Source organism: Kitasatospora sp. NPDC034023 (assembly GCF_055575795.1).
Window position 1 is genome coordinate 1 of sequence record NZ_JBVIRY010000028.1, and the last position, 15,882, is coordinate 15,882.

Consider the following 15,882-nt stretch of genomic DNA (forward strand, 5'->3'; position numbering starts at 1 on the left):
TACTTCGGTAAACGCAACAAGTTCAGGAATGACCGATGGGTGTTCGGTGCCCCTGGCACCCCTGCCTACGTCACGAAGTTCTCCTGGACTGACATTGTCGGCGACGGGTGAAACGAGGACCACGGACGGCGGATCAAAAGCGGGTCACTGCGTGATCTCTTGATCATCCTGACTTCACTGGTACGGGAGTCAGGAGGAAAGAGGTGATCGGCGTGGAGGACTGGGCCGAGATTCGCCGGCTGCACCGGGCCGAGGGTCTGTCGGCACGGGCCGTGGCCCGGCAACTGGGGATCTCCCGGGGCACCGTGGCACGGGCCCTGGCCTCGGACCGGCCGCCGGTCTACCAGCGCCCTCTGAAGGGATCGGCGGTCGACGTCTTCGAGCCGGCCATCCGCGAGCTGCTGAAGCAGACGCCGACGATGCCGGCCACGGTGATCGCCGAGCGGATCGGCTGGACACGCGGGCTGACCATCCTCAAGGAACGCGTCCGCGAGCTGCGGCCCGCCTACCTTCCCGTGGATCCCGTCTCGCGGACCGTCTACCAGCCGGGCGAGCTCGCCCAGTGCGATCTGTGGTTCCCGCCGACGGACATCCCGCTGGGTTACGGGCAGACGGGACGCCCTCCGGTGCTGGTCATGGTGGCGGGCTATTCACGGATGATCACGGCTCGGATGCTGCCGTCCCGGACCACCGCCGACCTGATCGACGGGCACTGGCGGCTGCTGTCCGGCTGGCAGGCCGTCCCGAAGATGTTGGTCTGGGACAACGAGAGCGGCGTCGGCCAGGGAAAGCTGACCTCGGAGTTCGCGGCCTTCGCCGGCCTGCTCGCGATCAGGATCCGCCTCTGCCGGCCCCGCGACCCGGAGGCGAAAGGCCTGGTGGAGCGGGTGAACGGCTATCTGGAGACCAGCTTCCTGCCCGGCCGCACGTTCGCCGGACCGGGCGACTTCAACACCCAGCTCACGGCATGGCTGCAGATCGCCAACCGTCGACACCACCGCACGATCGGCTGCCGGCCCGCCGAACGCTGGGAAGCCGACCGGGGCGCGATGCTCACCCTGCCCCCGGCGAGGGCGAACAGGACCGTTGACCGGGCCTGGCCGGGTTGGATCCCGAGGTTGATCAGCGTTGGCCGAGACGGCCGGCGCTGATGTGTTGGCCAGGGCGTTGCCCTGGGAAGAGCCAGGGCGTCTGGTCGGCGTGTCCGATCACTGTGTAGGGGCGGCGGGTTGCGATCAGGTCGAGGTCGAGTACGGCGAGTGGTTCGGGCAGGACGGGTCGGGGCGGTCCCCAGTTGGACGGGGACCTGGCCGTTCGCCTCGCTGAGCTGGTCGACGGTGAGGGTGCTGATCGTGCTGAGCCGTTGCGCGTAGAAGAGCGGGAGTAGTCCGGCGACCCGGTCGGCTGTGGGCAGTGTTGCGTCGGGGAGGAGTCTGCGGGCATCGTCCCACCGGCCTTCGGAGTCGTGGGGGCCGACCGGGCCCGGCCAGCGCTCGGCGCCGAAGGTCAGCCGCTTTGCCAGCCGACGGAAGAACCGGCAGGTCCACCTCCAGCACCGTGGCCAGGGCAGGTGATCCGAAACCGCTGCCGCGGGAACGGGGTTTGTGGCGGATCGTGAGCCATCGCCGCATTTCAGAGGAACGCCCACCGCTGTTCTGCCGGCGGCAGAACAGCGGCCCGATCGGACTCGACGATCACTACAGTCCAGTCGCATGGCGACGATTACCACGCGCACGGTCGAGTACCCGGCCGATGGTCTGACGATGATCGGGCACCTCGCACTCCCGGCCGGAGTCGATCGCCGGCCCGCGGTGCTGCTCGGGCCGGAGGGCATGGGGCTCAGCGACGTCGAGCGCCGCCGAGCCGATGCTCTCGCCGAGCTGGGATACGTAGCGCTGGCCTTCGACCTTCACGGCGGGCGCTATTTGGGTGACCCCGAGGAGATGCTTGCTCGTTGCATGCCGCTGCTCGCCAACCCCGACCGGATGCGGGGCATCGGTCATGCGGCGCTCGACGTGTTGCGCGCCGAGCCGCGGACCGACCCCGACCGGATCGCCGCCATCGGCTACGGCACCGGGGGCGCCGTCGGGCTGGAACTCGGGCGCGACGGCGTCAACCTGCGCGCGATCGGGACAGTCAACGCGCTGACCACGGGCCGACCGGGCGAGGCGGCGCGCATTCGCTGCCCGGTGTGGGCCGGGGTCGGGTCGGAAGACCCGATCATGCCGCCCGCGCAACGGGGCGCGTTCACCGCCGAGATGCAGGCCGCGGGCGTCGACTGGCGCCTCGTGGTCTACGGCGGCGCCTTGCACGCCTTCCACCACCCGCCGGTCGACCACCCCGTGGTCCCCGGCGTCGGCTACCACCCACGGCACGCGCAGCGAGCCTGGCACGACGTCGTCGACCTGCTCGCCGAGTGCCTGACCGCAACGGAGTGATCCGGTCGACAACCGCGATTCCGGGCCGCGGACCAGGCCCGTCGACGCCACCGGCTCCGGTGGCCTCACCCTCGACACGGTCAGCGGCTGGCGGGATCGGCCTGCCGCCCGGGCCCGTGGGGAGGTGCGGGCAGCCGAACGAGGTCCGGCGTATCGGGAGCAAGGCCGGGGTCTCGGGTTCTGCCACGCCAAGGGCAACGGGCGCCATCGCCACAGGTCACGCGGACCGCTCCCAGCTGCCGACTGCCTGATGCCTGATGCCTGATGCCAACGTTCTCGGCTTCGGCCCCCGTTCGATTCCGAACCGGGGCAAACGCCGGTCGGACTTTTGAGTACAGCCCGGTACAGCACGCTGTACATCGTTCCATTGGACAGCATCAGCCGGGCACTGCCGCACTGAACGACGTGCTTCCAGCGCAACGCGATCCGCACAGCGGTCCGTTCGGGGACCGTGATGCTGAACTCCTCCGCGAACAGGTGTGTACTGCCGATGGCAACGGACAGGGTCCGCTGCAGCTCGGCTTCGACGGCCGCCTTCGCCGACAGCCATACGAGGGTCGCCCCCACCCCGCCGTTCACGGTCTTGCTACGGCTCTCGTCCAGGGTCACGGTGCGCGTCCACTCGCGGCTGGCCTTCAAACTGCGCGTCACGGGGCAGGGCTTGGTCACGACGGGCCGGGTTCCCAACGGGCAGGGGTCACGACGGGCAGGGGTCACGACGGGCATGGTCACGACGGGCATGGTCACGATACGAATAACCCCCCTGCCCACCGGCGCCCCGGCCCGCCATCATGATCAACCGTGTCCACCTACCCCGAGCCGCCCGCCGCGGCGTCCGCCGACAGGCCCGTCCACGGTTCGCCGTGCCCGCGCTGCGTCGCCCCCCTGACCGACGACCCGCGCTTCCTCCTCTGGTGCCCGGCCTGCGACTGGAACCTCGTGCCCGGCGAGGACGCCGCCCCCGGGCCCACCCGGCGCGAGCGGGCCGCGGTCGCCCGCACCGACCGGCTCTACGAGGAGCAGGCCGCCGGGGGCGACTCCCCCACCGCCCGCCGGGACTGGCTGCTGGCCTCCGCCGCGGCCGGGGTGGTCCACCTCGTCACCCTCGGCACCTTCGCCCTGGCGCTCTGGCTGCTGATCACCGGGACCGTCGTGCAGCGCTGTGTCGGCGCGGTGGTGCTGGTGATCGCGGTGACCCTGCGGCCGCGGCTCGGCCGGCTGCCGAAGGACGCGGGCGTGCTCGACCGTGCCGGGGCGCCGGCCCTGTACGGGCTGGCCGACCGGGTGGCCGCCGAGGTCGGCGCCCGCCCGGTGGACGTCATCCAGGTCACCGACGAGTTCAACGCCTCGTACGGGCTGGTCGGGCTGCGCCGCCGGTCGGTGCTGCGGCTTGGCCTGCCGCTGTGGGAGGTACTGGACGACCGCGAGCGGACAGCCCTGCTCGGCCACGAGTTCGGCCACCGGGTCAACGGCGACCGCCGGCGCTCGTTCTGGCTGTACAGCGCCGTCTCGGCGCTCTGGGCCTGGTACGACATGGCCCGACCGGGCCACGACGGGCCGGGCGTGGGCCGGGACGAGGTCTCGATGCTGGTACGGCTCGGCGCGGTGTTCGGCCGGCTGGTGCTGCGGGGCGTCGCCTGGGTGCTGCACCAGGGGCTGGTGCTGTTCGACCGGCTCACTTCCCGGGCCGGCCAGCAGGCCGAGTACCACTCGGACGTGCTCGCCGCCCGGGTGGCGGGTGGCGAGGCGGCCCGGGGCATGCTCGCGGCGCTGCTGCTGCCCGGCTCGGTGGACACCGCGATCCACCAGATCCGGGCCGAGGAGCGCGGACGGGCCCGGATCGGCCGCGCCCGGAGCCGCCGGACCGAGGACGCGCCCGCGCCGCCCGCGCCGCCCGCGCCGGACCTGCTCTGGGAGCGGGTGCGCGAGCACCTCGCCTCCGTCCCCGCCGTCGAGCGGGAGCGCCTGCTGCGGCTCAGTGCTCGTGACCGGTCCGCCGTGGACGGCTCCCACCCGCCGACCCACCTGCGGATCGCCCTGGCCGCCCGCGCCGGGGACGGGGACGCCGCCGTCACCGTCACCGCCGCCGAGGGCGCCTCGATCGCCGCCGAGCTGGCGCCGCACCGCGCCCGGATCGCCGCCGGGCTGCTGGCCGGCTGACGAGGCGGGCCGGCGGCGGAGCCACCTCCCTGGCCCACCGGGACAACCGTTGCGCACGGCCATAACCGGCCTGGACGGCCCCAACGACTCGGACTGGATCTTCCGTCACGCTATTGAAGCCGGGCGCGAGGACGCCCTGTACGTCGACTACGTGACAGACGAGAACGGGGACGGGTGGTGGACGACACCTGCTACTGGGGACGACCTGGGACCGGTGCTGGTGCATGAAGCCATCGAGGTCGCCCTCGCACTGGACCAGCGTGGAGCGACGTCACGGCGCGGCTTGGACATCGTCGGGGAGGTCTGGGGGCCGATCGAGATCGAGGCCTCCGCCCACTGGGGTGTGATCGAGGAAGCCAACAGGTGCGTCGTCGGCCGCTCGCACGACGCAGGCCTGTGGCGGGGGCGGCACCACAAAACGTCACATTCGGCTAGCACGTCACTCCTGGAACTTCCCGCTCGGGGGACTCGGCCTGAAGCGCAACAAGCGTGACGTGGACGACCTGAAGGCCCTTCGTGAAGAGCGCAACGAAGCTGCCCTCGCCCGCGAGGCCGGGTACTGGTAGCGCGGCCGACTCCGGCGGCAACACCGGTTCCGCCGGTCAGTCGGGGGCCGGGAGCGCGGCGAGGGAGCGGTGGGTGCGCGGGTGCGGTCCTACTCAAGGGCCTGGGTCGAGGCGGGTGTTGACGTTGTCGAGGCCGGTGTGGAGACGGTGGACACCGGGCCGATCGCCACCGTCTGGCCGCTGCGGCGGGCCCGGGAGCATGGCGACGAGGCGTTCGGCGGCGGCGGTCTCCGGCTCGGTGTTGAACTCCTTGGCCCACAGTTGGTCGGCCTGCCCGTAGCTGGCGGTGACCGCGTCGGCCAGGGCCCGGCGGGAGGCGTGCTTGAGCTGCGGGCCGTCGGCGATCTCCCCGTCCGGTTCCGGCCGGGTGATGACGGCCAGGGTGCGGCTTGTGCCCGCAGAGGCCGTGTGCGGCCCCCGTGTGGCTTCGAGGTGGCGGAGTTCTCCATCGGCTACGGCGACGCGGACGTGCTGGTTTGGCGGCGTCGTCCACGTGCAGTCAGATGACTGATGTGCGCAGGCGATGCGGTGCAGGAGGGTGGGAGGGCCGATCGGCTGAGGAACGCCGAGGGCGCGGGACGTGCGACGGCCGCGATGTCGGCGGCCGACCGGAGCACGCCCGTCGAGGATCCGCGTCCACCGACGCGGATCCCCCTTGATCAAGGACTAATGACATGCATTTGACACATTCGCGGCGCCCGGCGTTCGGCCGGAACCTGCGGACCAGGCTCACCGCCCTGCTCATTGCCATCGTCGCCGGCGTGGTGACCCTGGTCTCCGGCGCGGGCGCGGCCCGCGCCAACACCGGCGACTACCACGTCGCCCACTGCTGGGTGAACATGAGCGGCGAGTGGCAGAACCCCGGCCAGATCTCCAAGGACTGGGGCACCTTCCTGCAGAGTCTGCGCAACGCCTCCGGGAGCCGCTGGAACGGCGAGACCTACATGACGCAGGGCTCCAACTCGGTGTCGCTGATCCGGGCCGACCTGAACGCCGTCAACGGCGGTGGCCGCCAGATGACGCTGCGGCTCTGGTTCACTCCGGACAACCTGTACCTGCGCGGCTTCACGACGACCCCCGTCGACGCCCGGCCCGGCGACGGGGACATCACCTACGCGTTCAACGACGAGGGGTTCAACCTCGGCCGGACCATGGACGCCCTGCGCAACGGCCCCGACGGCGGACTGCTCCCGCCGGCCACCTACCGCAGCCTGTCCTACGACGGCAGCTACCCGCAGATGGCACGGCCGCAGGCGCAGGGCGGCCCGGGCGTGAACCGTGACGAAACCGGCATGAGCTACAGCTCACTGATGAACTCCGTCTTCCAGCTGGCCTACCTTGCGCGCGGCACCGAGCAGAACGGCGGAAGCCAGTTCCAGGCCACCGCCAGGTCCCTCCTGCGCTTGATCCAGGTGACGGCCGAGGCCGCCCGGCTCCGCGACGTACAGGGCATCGTGATCCAGATGATGGCGAACCACAACATGGCGTACACCATGCCCGCCCGCCAGCAGGAGCTGGAGAACGGCTGGAGCGCGCTCTCCCGGTACGCGGCCGCAGGCCAGAACGGTGGCGGCCTGAACGTCGGCCCGCACGTGCCCCACGTGGAGAACGTCGCCCGCGCCCTGGCGTACCTGGCGCTGGCGCTCGCCCCGACGGTCAAGGGCCGATAACAGGGCGTAGGAGCTCCGCGAACCCACCCCTGGGAGGAAGTCGGCCCGGGCCGGCTTTCCTCCCAGGGGCTTGTTGCTGAGGAGCTTGAACGAGACCGGGACCGGAGCGGGCAGCACTGGATGAGGGCATCGTTCATGGCGATCATCCTGGCCGACGGCCGCACGGTGCACGGCGCCCTGCTCGTCAGCCCGTAGGCGCCGCGTTGGAGGCTCGGCCACGATCGCCGCACGGCCTTCGCCACGACCGCCGCCGGGTGCGCGGTTGGCCGCGCTGCCTTCCCTCAGTGTTGCGAGGCGCCGCGTTTGGCCAGTTCGAGGAGCAGTTCCAGGTCGTGTGCGGCCTCGGCGGCGCACGCGGCGCTGGCCAGCAGCAGTGCGGGGATGCCGGCGAGTGGCAGTGCGCGGCTGCGCAGCGGTGGGGCGAGGAGAGCGGCGACCCGGCGCGGTACGGGGCCCGGTCCGGCTGGGGAGAAGCGGCCCAGGATGCCCAGGGCGGCGGCGGGGATCCAGCGGCGGGTGCGGGTGCGTCGGGTGGCCAGGGCGGCTTTGCCCACGGTGTGGGCGACCTGGCGGCGGTCGCCGATGGCGGTGGCGGCGCTCTCGTCGGCCCAGCGTTCGATGGTGTAGGTGACGGTGTCGGCGAGGGGCCGTAGCAGCGGGTTGGCGGTGGCGGCCAGTTGGGCGACCGCGACGAAGAGGTAGTGGTGGTGGGCCAGGTGGGCTCGCTCGTGGGCGAGCAGGACGTGGTGCTCGTCGGGGTCGAGGGCCGCCAGCATGCCGGTGGAGACGACGATGCGGCCGGGCAGCCCGGGGATGGCGTACGCCTCGGCGGCCGGGTCGTCGACGACGACCAGCTGATCGCGTCCGGGTAGGCAGGCGGCTTCCGCGGCGGCGGCGGCCAGCGTGCGGACTCGGCGCCACAGCAGCACCGCGGTCGCGGTGGTGGCCGTGGCCAGCAGGGCAGCGGCGAGCAGGCCGACCGACAGTGCGGCCGGGTCGTGGTGCTGGGCCGCCTGTGCCGACCAGTGACCCTGCGCCAGCCGGGCGAGAGCGGGGAAGCGGATCAGTGCGGTGATCGCGAGCATGCCCAGGACCAGGCTGCTCGCGGCTGCCAGGGCCACTGCGCCCACGGTCAGCAGCCAGGTGGCCAGGCGGGGCGGGAGTCGTTCGCCCAGCGGCCTGGCCGCCAGGGCGGCCAGCAGCGGGAAGAGCAGCGGCAGGTAGACGGCGACGTACATCGGGGCGGCCCTACTGTCCCGGGTCCAGCAGCTTGCGCAGCAGTTCCTCGTCGTCGTCGGAGAGGTCGTCGACGAAGCGGGTCAGGACGGCTTCGCGATCCGTTCTGCCCTCCAGGACCTGGCGCATCTGGCGGGCGGCGAGTCCGGAGTCGTCGGCGACGGGGACGTAGGCGAAGGTCCGTCCGCGCCGGGTGCGTTCGAGCAGGCCCTTGGCGTGCAGCCGCGACATGGCGGTGACGACGGTGGTGTGGGCGAGATCGCCGCCGAGCACTTCCCTGACCTCGCCGGGGCTCAGCGCCTCGGGGGCGGCGTGCTGCAACGCGCGGAGGACGTCGGCCTCCAGCTCGCCCCTGGCCCGGCCGCCCTTGGGCGGGGTGGGTTCGTCCATGGTCACGGGCCCGGTCACCTCCTGCGCTATCTTCTACGAACTCGTAGAAGTTCTACGTGTTCGTAGAAGCTATCTGCCTGCCCCGAGTCTGCCATGCCCGCAAACGAGTGCGCAGGCCGCGCAGCGAAACCCAGGAGGATGAGCGTGAGCACAGCAACGGCGGTCCCCGCCCCGCACCAGGCCATCGCGGCCCGCGCCGAGAGCCTCACCAAGGCGTACGGCAGCGGGGAGACCTGCGTGGTGGCGTTGGACGCGGTCGAGGTCTCGGTGCAGCGCGGCGAGTTCGTCGCGATCATGGGCCCGTCCGGCTCCGGCAAGTCGACGCTCATGCACTGCCTGGCCGGCCTGGACACCGCGACCGCTGGGCAGATCTGGATCGGCGAGACCGAGGTCACCCGGCTCAAGGACAAGCACCTGACCCAGCTTCGCCGGGACAAGATCGGCTTCATCTTCCAGGCGTTCAACCTGCTCCCGACACTCACCGCACTGGAGAACATCACGCTGCCGATGGACATCGCGAGCCGCAGGCCCGACCCGGCGTGGCTGGACACGGTGATCGACACCGTCGGCCTGCGCGAGCGCCTGGGGCACCGGCCCAGCGAGCTGTCGGGCGGTCAGCAGCAGCGCGTCGCCTGCGCGCGGGCGCTGGCGAGCCGACCGGAGATCATCTTCGCGGACGAGCCGACCGGCAACCTCGACTCCCGCGCCGGCGCCGAGATCCTGGCCTTCCTGCGCCGCAGCGTGGACGACCTCGGGCAGACCATCGTGATGGTCACCCACGACCCGGTCGCCGCCGCCCACGCCGACCGCGTCGTCTTCCTCGCCGACGGCCGGATCGTGGACGAGCTCGCGGAGCCGACGGCCGACTCGGTACTCGACCGGATGCGGCAGTTCGACGGCGCCGGACGCAGGAGCTGACGGACCGTGATCAAGGCAAGTCTGCGCAACTTCCTCGCCCACAAGGGCCGCATGGCCCTGTCCACCCTCGCCGTCCTGCTCGGGGTCGCGTTCGTCTCCGGCACCCTGGTCTTCTCCGACACCATCAACCTCGCGTTCACCGGCATCTCCAGCTCCACCGCCGCCGATGTGACGATCAAGCCCAAGCAGGCGTTCACCCCCGAGATCGAGGACCGCGCCCTGTCCGGCGAGATCCCCACCCTGCCCGCATCCGTCGTGGCCAAGGTCGCCGCCGTCCCGGGTGTGCAGGCCGCACACGGCCAGGTCAGCCTGCAGAACCTCACCGTCGTCGGCAAGGACAACAAGCCGGTCGGCCCCACCACCGGCGCACCCACCCTCGGCCAGAACTGGTACGACAACCCACAGGTCCGCCTCGTCCAGGGCAACGCCCCCACCAAGGCCGGCGAGCTGGTCATCGACCAGGCCAGCGCCCAGCACAAGGGTGTCCACCTCGGGGACGCGCTGCACGTGCTCACCCCGACCGGCTCCACCCCGGCGACCGTCGTCGGCATCGTCACCTTCAGCACCGGCAACCCCGGCGTCACGATGGTCTACGTCGACACCGCCACCGCCCAGCAGGCCCTGCTCGGCAAGCCCGGCCAGTTCACCACCGTCACCGCCGACACCGCCCCCGGCACCACCCACACCACCGCCCAGCAGCGCATCCACGCCGCACTCGGCGACAGCTTCTCCATCGCCACGAAGGAGGAGCAGGCCCAGTCCGCCGCCCAGCAGGTCAGCTCCTTCCTCAGCGTCGTCACCTACGCGCTGCTCGGCTTCGCCGGCCTCGCGGTGCTGGTCGGGATCTTCCTGATCCTCAACACCTTCTCCATGCTGGTCGCCCAGCGCACCCGCGAACTCGGACTGCTCCGCGCGCTCGGGGCCGGGCGCCGCCAGGTCACCCGCTCGGTGCTCACCGAGGCACTCCTGCTCGGCGTCGTCGGCTCGACGCTGGGCCTGGGCGCCGGAATCGGCCTGGCCGCGCTACTGAAGAGCCTGATCAGCAGCTTCGGCGTGGACCTGTCCGGCACCGCACTGGTCATCAACCCGCTCACCCCGGCCGCTGCTTACGGCGTCGGCGTGCTCGTCACGCTGGTCGCCGCCTACCTGCCGGCCCGCCGCGCCGCCCGCATCTCCCCGATGGCCGCCCTGCGCGAGGCCGCCACCCCGCCCGTCGCACCGCTGGGCCGCCGCACGGCCCTGGGCACCGTGCTGTTGCCGGCCGGCCTTGGCCTGCTGTACGGCGCCGCCACCCACCACGCCACACTGATCACAGCCGCCGGCCTGCTCGGCGGCGGCATCGTCGCCTCGCTGGTCGCCCTGGTCGTCCTGGGCGCGCCGCTCTCACGGCTCGTCGTGCACGGCCTCGGCGCCCCGTTCCCGAAGCTGTTCGGCGCGGTCGGCCGCATCAGCCGCCTCAACGCGGTGCGCAACCCGCGCCGCACGGGCGCCACCGCCGGCGCGCTGATGATCAGCCTGTCGCTGGTCGGCGCGATCGCCGTCCTGGCCGCCTCGCTGACCACGTCCATCAACCGCGACGTGGACAACACCTTCGGCGCCGACTACGTGCTGACCGGCAACGGCCAGCAGCCCATCGGCCACGAGGTCACCGCCAAGGTCCACGCGATCCCCGGCGTCCAGGCCGTCACCCGCCGGCGCTACGCCGTCGCCCACCTGGGCGGCTTCCAACTCGTGCTCTCGGGTGTCGATGTCGCCACCGTCGACCGGGCTGTCAAGCCGCAGTACGTCGCCGGTTCCACCGCCGACGTCGCGGCCGGCAAGGTGATGGTCGACGAGACGACCGCGAAGGCCGACGGTCTGCGGATCGGCTCCCCGGTCGAGCTGCACTTCCTCAACGGCAACGTGGGCACCCTCACCGTCGGCGCGATCGCCAAGCCCCCGGCGGGCGCGGGCAAGGACGGCGGCAGCTGGGAGGTCTCCCTGGACACCCTCGGCACGTACGCCCCCGAGGCCCAGGACTTCACCCTTTACCTCAACACCGCACCCGGCGCCGACAAGAAGCAGGTTCAGACCGCCCTCGACACCGCCCTGGCCGGCTACCCACAGGTCACCGTGCAGAGCCAGGCCGACTACAAGAACCAGATCACCGGCCAGGTCAACACCGTCCTCTACCTGGTCTACGCGCTGCTGGCGCTGGCCATCCTGATCGCGGTCCTCGGGGTCATCAACACCCTCGCCCTGTCCGTGGTCGAGCGCACCCGCGAGATCGGCCTGCTCCGCGCCGTCGGCACCTCCCGCCGACAGATCGGCCGGATGATCCGACTGGAGTCGGTGCTGATCGCCGTCCACGGCGCGCTGCTCGGCCTCGCACTCGGGCTCGCGTGGGGCATCGCCGGGCAGAAGGTCCTCACCCTGTACGGGATCACCGCACTCAGCATCCCGTGGACCACCATCCTCGCCGTCCTCGCCGGATCGGCACTCGCCGGCCTGGCAGCGGCGATCCTGCCCGCGATGAAAGCCGCCCGGACCAAGGTCCTGACCGCCATCGCCACCGCATAGACCGGCCCCCGGCCTTCGGCCGGGAGGTACCCCCAGGACGGCGGCGCGGAACCCCCCGGACCCGCGCCGCCGCCCGGCATACCGCCTTTGCGTCCTCCGGTACGGTGCCGAGGACTCGTGCCCCGCCCCGTCCTCCTCGGCGGACTGATCGCCTTCGCCGTCGCCTCGGCCGGACCATGGGCGCCGCCGAACTCCCGCAGCTCCAGCAGCGAGCCCTCCTTCCCGCCGACCGAACCCCTGGCACGACCAGCACAGGCGCAGCGAGGCGTTCGCCGTGCGGGCAGTCGGCTCGGGAAGGAGGCCTTGCGGCCGGCCCCGGACACCTCCGCGCAGTCTGCGGCACCGGAGTTGTCTGTGGAGGTGCGTATCGTCCGGGGCAGCAGGTGTCACAGAAGTGAGAGGGAAGAGGCGGGGATGGACGAGGTCAGGCCACAGACGCGCGAGTACCTCGACGGACTGTTCACACCGGGCCTGCGGATCGGCGGCGATGCGCACACCCCGTACAGCTGGATCGAGATCGCCGAGGTGCAGGAGGTCGCCGCGATCCGGCTGCCGAGCGGCCGGTTGGTCGTCGACTCGCCCTGGATCGCCGGGCCGCCGCGCGAGCTCGCGTTGCGCGTCCCGCCCGGTGAGTACCCGGTGGACGTCTCCTGGGCCGACTGGCCCCACCTCTCGGACGGCTACTACAACGAGTACCGGGAGTGCGCCGCGACGCGCCTGCGCGTGCGCGACGAGCCGGTGGTCACCTGGGTCCTCGCCCTCGGCGTGGGCGAGGACCCGGCCCTGCGCGCTGCCGGCGCCGGGTTCGCGGCGGAGGAGACCATGGGCTGCTTCGCCGACGCCACCGCCTGGCAACCGCTGACCGAACCCTTCCGCCGCTACCTGACGGACGTGGCCGACGTCGGCTTCGGCTGCCCGGCACCCGGGCGGGACACCGAATCCCTCTGCGAGGACTACTTCGAACTCGCCCGCGACGAGGAACGCCGGGCCGACCTGCTGACCTTCGGCGTCCCGGAAGGCTGGGGCCAGGTCTGGACGGGCCGTGCCCGCGAGGGCGAGATAGCGGTGATCGTCATACCGGGCCCGGTGCCCACCAGCCCGTGGGACTGAGACCGCCTGACGGGGCTTCTTCTCTTCTCCTGCCGCTGCTCGCAGGCGGCGCGGTCGTCCGGGTCGTCCAGGGCGTCGAGCAGGGAGTACCGCGGCACGGCGTCAGCGGCCTGCCACGGGTCGCATCCGGCGGCGCAGCGCCCCGTGGTGGCGTGAGCGGGGGCGATCGCCTGCCTCAACGGAAGGCGTCGGCGTTCTCCGAAGCCCACTGCCGAAACGGGCGGGCCGGGGTTCCGGTGACCTCTGAAACCGTGTCGCGCACCATCAGCAGCTCCTCGTTGACGTCTCCACCTGTGACGTCGAGCACCGCGTCCGCGTTGTCGGACCCGAAGACCGCGGCCATCTGTGAGTGGGCCTGCTGACGGCTGATTTCGGCGAAGGGCACCTCCCGGCCCAGTGTTGCGGCGATGGCCTCGACCTGCTGTCGGGCGCTGACCGGCGCTGGACCGGTCATGGCGTATGTGCGTCCGTGATGGCCGTACTCGGTCAGTGCCACCCGTGCCACGGCCGCGATGTCCGCAGGGTGGATGGTCGGCAGTGCGGTCTCCGCGAACGGCGCACGGACGGTTTCGTGGCCACGGATGGTGGCCGCCCACATCAACGCGTTGGAGGCGAACTGTGTCGGCCGCAGGATCGTCCAGGCCATACCGCTTGCCTTGAGCAGTTGCTCGACCGCCAGGTTCTCGGCGGCGGCGCCGAGGTGCGGGTGGGTCTGGACGGTGATGGAGGACACCAGGACGACGTGCTCCACACCCGCCGCGCGGGCGGCGTCGAGGATGTCGGCGTCCGGGCCCAGGCGCGAGACGAGAAACAGCGAGCGCACCCCTTCCAGCGCGGGCTTCAACGACGCCGGCTCCGCGAAGTCGCCCTCCGCGGCCTCGACACCGTCCGGGAAGACGGCTTGTGCGGCATCCCGGGTAAGCCCTCTCAGCGGCCCGACGCCACGTGTGTGCAGCTCCTTCAGCAGGGCACTGCCGATGTTTCCGGTGGCTCCGGTCACGAGGATCACGAGCGGGTTTCCCTTCGTCAGATGATCAAGTGAGTGACACGCTAGAACCTCAAGCTCGCTTGAAGTCAACAGAACGTCTGGCATCCCCAGTTGGGGGCTGGCGGATCGAGCGGGCCGGCCTGATCCAGGGGGACCGCGGGCACGGAACGATCTACGACCCGCTGGGCCCGGAGGGTGAGGGCTTCCCGATGCGGCCCGGCGGCACGCCCGTCTACCTGCTCTCCCGCGAGGACAACCCCAGGGTGCCGGTAGCGGTCCTGGTGCACCCGGGGGAGACCGTCCCGGTCCGGACGGATGACTGCGGCGACAGTATGGGGACCCCGTCCGGACTGGCCGTGATACACGCGAACTCCAGCAGGACCTGGATCGAACCGGGCACCGGGATGCTCAAGCGCGCCTGGGCCGCCCTGCACGCGCGCGCCGCCGAGGGCGACAGCCGGAGGCTGGACAGACTCCGCAAGAAGCTCCAGGACGCGTCGGTGGACCCGGCCGACTGGCCGGTGGAGCCGGTCGAAGGCGACTTCGCCGACGACTGGCTGATGATCCCGGACGAGGACGGCACCGGCACCGTGCTGGGCATCCTGGCCGACCCGGACGGCTCCAACACCACCGGGTGCCTGGACGCCGACGGCAACACCGTGGCAACCCTGCTCATCCTCAGCTAGCCGGCGCCCGGACAGGCACGGCGCGGGCGACCCTGCGGCCGCACCCCATCCGGCGGCGCCATGGTGGAGCGGTCGCTCATCGCACTCCGATCAGGCCGGGACCGGCGGTGGCCGGGCTTCCGTCGTGACCCTGGGTGCCGGGCGCTGCCGCAGGGATGGCGTTCGAACCCAGGGCATGGTTCGCCCACCGCAACCGGTCGGAGGCCCCGCCGCAACCGCCCGCCGCTCGGCCGGAGGTCACCCTGTGTCATGGAGACCCGTCGAGTTGTCAGGTTGTGGCCCGGGTGAAAGCATGAGAAGGGCCCTCTTCCATCGAGGGAGGTCCACGATGACCACCCCAGCCAACAGCGGCGGATCCGACAACGGCCCAGGCGACAAGCCGGACCGGACCCCGGACCGGACCAAGGACATCCACGGTCCGCAGGATCCGCTGGTCGACAGATTCCGCCCGGACCCGGCCCACGCGCCCGTCCGAGGACTCACCCTCAAAGGCTTCCTCGGCGACAGCGACCGCGAAGGACACCGGCGGCTCTACCTGACGAAGAACCTCGACTACTACGTCGAATTCGCCACCGAGGACGTCATCGACAGCACCGGTATTCCGCCGGACCGGCCTCCTTTCGTCGGAACGGAGGCAACCGAGGTCACGCTGAGGGAAGGAGCCCAGGTCAGCTACACCCACAGCGCCCCGGTCCGCCCGTCGGACGACTTCGACCTCGACGTCCGCCGGATGAGCCGGGCGGGCCCGAGGGGCCCACAGCGCGGCCGAGGGCCAACACCACGGGAGTCACCAGCCGCCCTGGCGCGTCGTGCGGCCGGCCGCTTCGCTCCGCAGGAGGGCTGCACGTGCGGCGCCCCCTGTGGCCAGCAGACAATCGAGTTCGTCTCCTGCGCTTCGTGCGAAGACACCTGCGTCTCGTGCGACGGGACCTGCGACCAGACCTGTCCGCAGTCCTGCAACGGCACCTGTGACGACACCTGCCAGTTCACCTGCGCTCCCACGTGCGCTCCCACGTGCGAGACCTGCTTCACCTGCAACACCTGCGGGGAAACCAGCTGCACCGTGTGCTGTGAATTTCTGACCGGCGTGGCCTGCGGCTGACGGTCGCTCGCCCGGCGTGTCACCGCGCCGGCCGCCTCGCCGTTCGTAGCCGGTCCGCT

Annotated in this window: 13 protein-coding genes; 9 read left to right on the forward strand and 4 right to left on the reverse strand. The window is 71.6% G+C overall.

All coding sequences use genetic code 11. From position 1 onward, the window contains the following. The first annotated feature begins 203 nt into the window (after nt 1-203). The 3 genes from istA (at nt 204) to ACZ52R_RS30660 (ending at nt 4,598) form a co-directional block, all read left to right on the forward strand. Nucleotides 204-1,151 (forward strand): IS21 family transposase, encoded by a 948-nt coding sequence (gene istA, locus ACZ52R_RS30650; protein WP_465664377.1) that lies wholly within the window; start codon nt 204-206, stop codon nt 1,149-1,151. 561 nt (nt 1,152-1,712) lie between these two features. After that, nucleotides 1,713-2,438, forward strand: coding sequence for a dienelactone hydrolase family protein (locus ACZ52R_RS30655; RefSeq protein ID WP_465624724.1), 726 nt, complete (start codon nt 1,713-1,715; stop codon nt 2,436-2,438). A gap of 801 nt (nt 2,439-3,239) precedes the next feature. Next, nucleotides 3,240-4,598 (forward strand): M48 family metallopeptidase, encoded by a 1,359-nt coding sequence (locus ACZ52R_RS30660; RefSeq protein ID WP_465754485.1) that lies wholly within the window; start codon nt 3,240-3,242, stop codon nt 4,596-4,598. A gap of 659 nt (nt 4,599-5,257) precedes the next feature. On the opposite strand, the gene ACZ52R_RS30665 is transcribed toward ACZ52R_RS30660, so the two are convergent. Beyond that, complete coding sequence (locus ACZ52R_RS30665; protein ID WP_465664375.1) at nt 5,258-5,827, reverse strand: hypothetical protein; 570 nt, start codon at nt 5,825-5,827, stop codon at nt 5,258-5,260. Between the two features lie 11 nt (nt 5,828-5,838). Here ACZ52R_RS30665 and ACZ52R_RS30670 point away from each other — a divergent pair, with 11 nt between their 5' ends. Beyond that, nucleotides 5,839-6,834, forward strand: coding sequence for a ribosome-inactivating family protein (locus ACZ52R_RS30670; RefSeq protein WP_465664374.1), 996 nt, complete (start codon nt 5,839-5,841; stop codon nt 6,832-6,834). Between the two features lie 281 nt (nt 6,835-7,115). Here the strand turns inward: ACZ52R_RS30670 and ACZ52R_RS30675 are convergent, their stop codons facing one another. Together ACZ52R_RS30675 and ACZ52R_RS30680 are read right to left on the reverse strand one after the other, a co-directional pair. After that, entirely contained in the window at nt 7,116-8,072 is a 957-nt protein-coding gene (locus ACZ52R_RS30675; protein ID WP_465664373.1) for a M56 family metallopeptidase, read from the reverse strand. Nucleotides 8,073-8,082: 10 nt separating this feature from the next. Next, a complete protein-coding gene (locus tag ACZ52R_RS30680; protein WP_465624734.1) occupies nt 8,083-8,460 on the reverse strand; it encodes a BlaI/MecI/CopY family transcriptional regulator in 378 nt (125 codons plus the stop codon). 138 nt (nt 8,461-8,598) lie between these two features. Between ACZ52R_RS30680 and ACZ52R_RS30685 the strand changes: the two genes are divergently transcribed. The 3 genes from ACZ52R_RS30685 (at nt 8,599) to ACZ52R_RS30695 (ending at nt 13,047) form a co-directional block, all read left to right on the forward strand. Further along, nucleotides 8,599-9,378 (forward strand): ABC transporter ATP-binding protein, encoded by a 780-nt coding sequence (locus ACZ52R_RS30685; RefSeq protein ID WP_465664372.1) that lies wholly within the window; start codon nt 8,599-8,601, stop codon nt 9,376-9,378. Nucleotides 9,379-9,384: 6 nt separating this feature from the next. Then, nucleotides 9,385-11,937: an ABC transporter permease gene (locus ACZ52R_RS30690; RefSeq protein ID WP_465664371.1), complete on the forward strand. Its 2,553-nt coding sequence runs from the start codon at nt 9,385-9,387 to the stop codon at nt 11,935-11,937. 414 nt (nt 11,938-12,351) lie between these two features. Further along, a complete protein-coding gene (locus ACZ52R_RS30695) occupies nt 12,352-13,047 on the forward strand; it encodes a DUF4241 domain-containing protein (protein ID WP_465664370.1) in 696 nt (231 codons plus the stop codon). 175 nt (nt 13,048-13,222) lie between these two features. On the opposite strand, the gene ACZ52R_RS30700 is transcribed toward ACZ52R_RS30695, so the two are convergent. Continuing rightward, complete coding sequence (locus ACZ52R_RS30700) at nt 13,223-14,056, reverse strand: NAD(P)H-binding protein (RefSeq protein WP_465624732.1); 834 nt, start codon at nt 14,054-14,056, stop codon at nt 13,223-13,225. 59 nt (nt 14,057-14,115) lie between these two features. Here ACZ52R_RS30700 and ACZ52R_RS30705 point away from each other — a divergent pair, with 59 nt between their 5' ends. Beyond that, nucleotides 14,116-14,721 (forward strand): hypothetical protein, encoded by a 606-nt coding sequence (locus tag ACZ52R_RS30705; protein WP_465624704.1) that lies wholly within the window; start codon nt 14,116-14,118, stop codon nt 14,719-14,721. Nucleotides 14,722-15,049: 328 nt separating this feature from the next. Then, the gene (locus ACZ52R_RS30710; RefSeq protein ID WP_465624702.1) at nt 15,050-15,823 is read left to right on the forward strand and encodes a hypothetical protein; all 774 of its coding nucleotides are present in this window, start codon (nt 15,050-15,052) and stop codon (nt 15,821-15,823) included. The last annotated feature ends 59 nt before the right edge of the window (nt 15,824-15,882 follow it).

Coding starts and splice junctions, on each gene's coding strand:
- ACZ52R_RS30655 (WP_465624724.1), top strand. CDS start 1,713: ATGGCGACGATTACCACGCGCACGGTCGAGTACCCGGCCGATGGTCTG.
- ACZ52R_RS30670 (WP_465664374.1), top strand. CDS start 5,839: ATGCATTTGACACATTCGCGGCGCCCGGCGTTCGGCCGGAACCTGCGG.
- ACZ52R_RS30675 (WP_465664373.1), bottom strand. CDS start 8,072: ATGTACGTCGCCGTCTACCTGCCGCTGCTCTTCCCGCTGCTGGCCGCC.
- ACZ52R_RS30680 (WP_465624734.1), bottom strand. CDS start 8,460: ATGGACGAACCCACCCCGCCCAAGGGCGGCCGGGCCAGGGGCGAGCTG.
- ACZ52R_RS30685 (WP_465664372.1), top strand. CDS start 8,599: ATGAGCGTGAGCACAGCAACGGCGGTCCCCGCCCCGCACCAGGCCATC.
- ACZ52R_RS30695 (WP_465664370.1), top strand. CDS start 12,352: ATGGACGAGGTCAGGCCACAGACGCGCGAGTACCTCGACGGACTGTTC.
- ACZ52R_RS30710 (WP_465624702.1), top strand. CDS start 15,050: ATGACCACCCCAGCCAACAGCGGCGGATCCGACAACGGCCCAGGCGAC.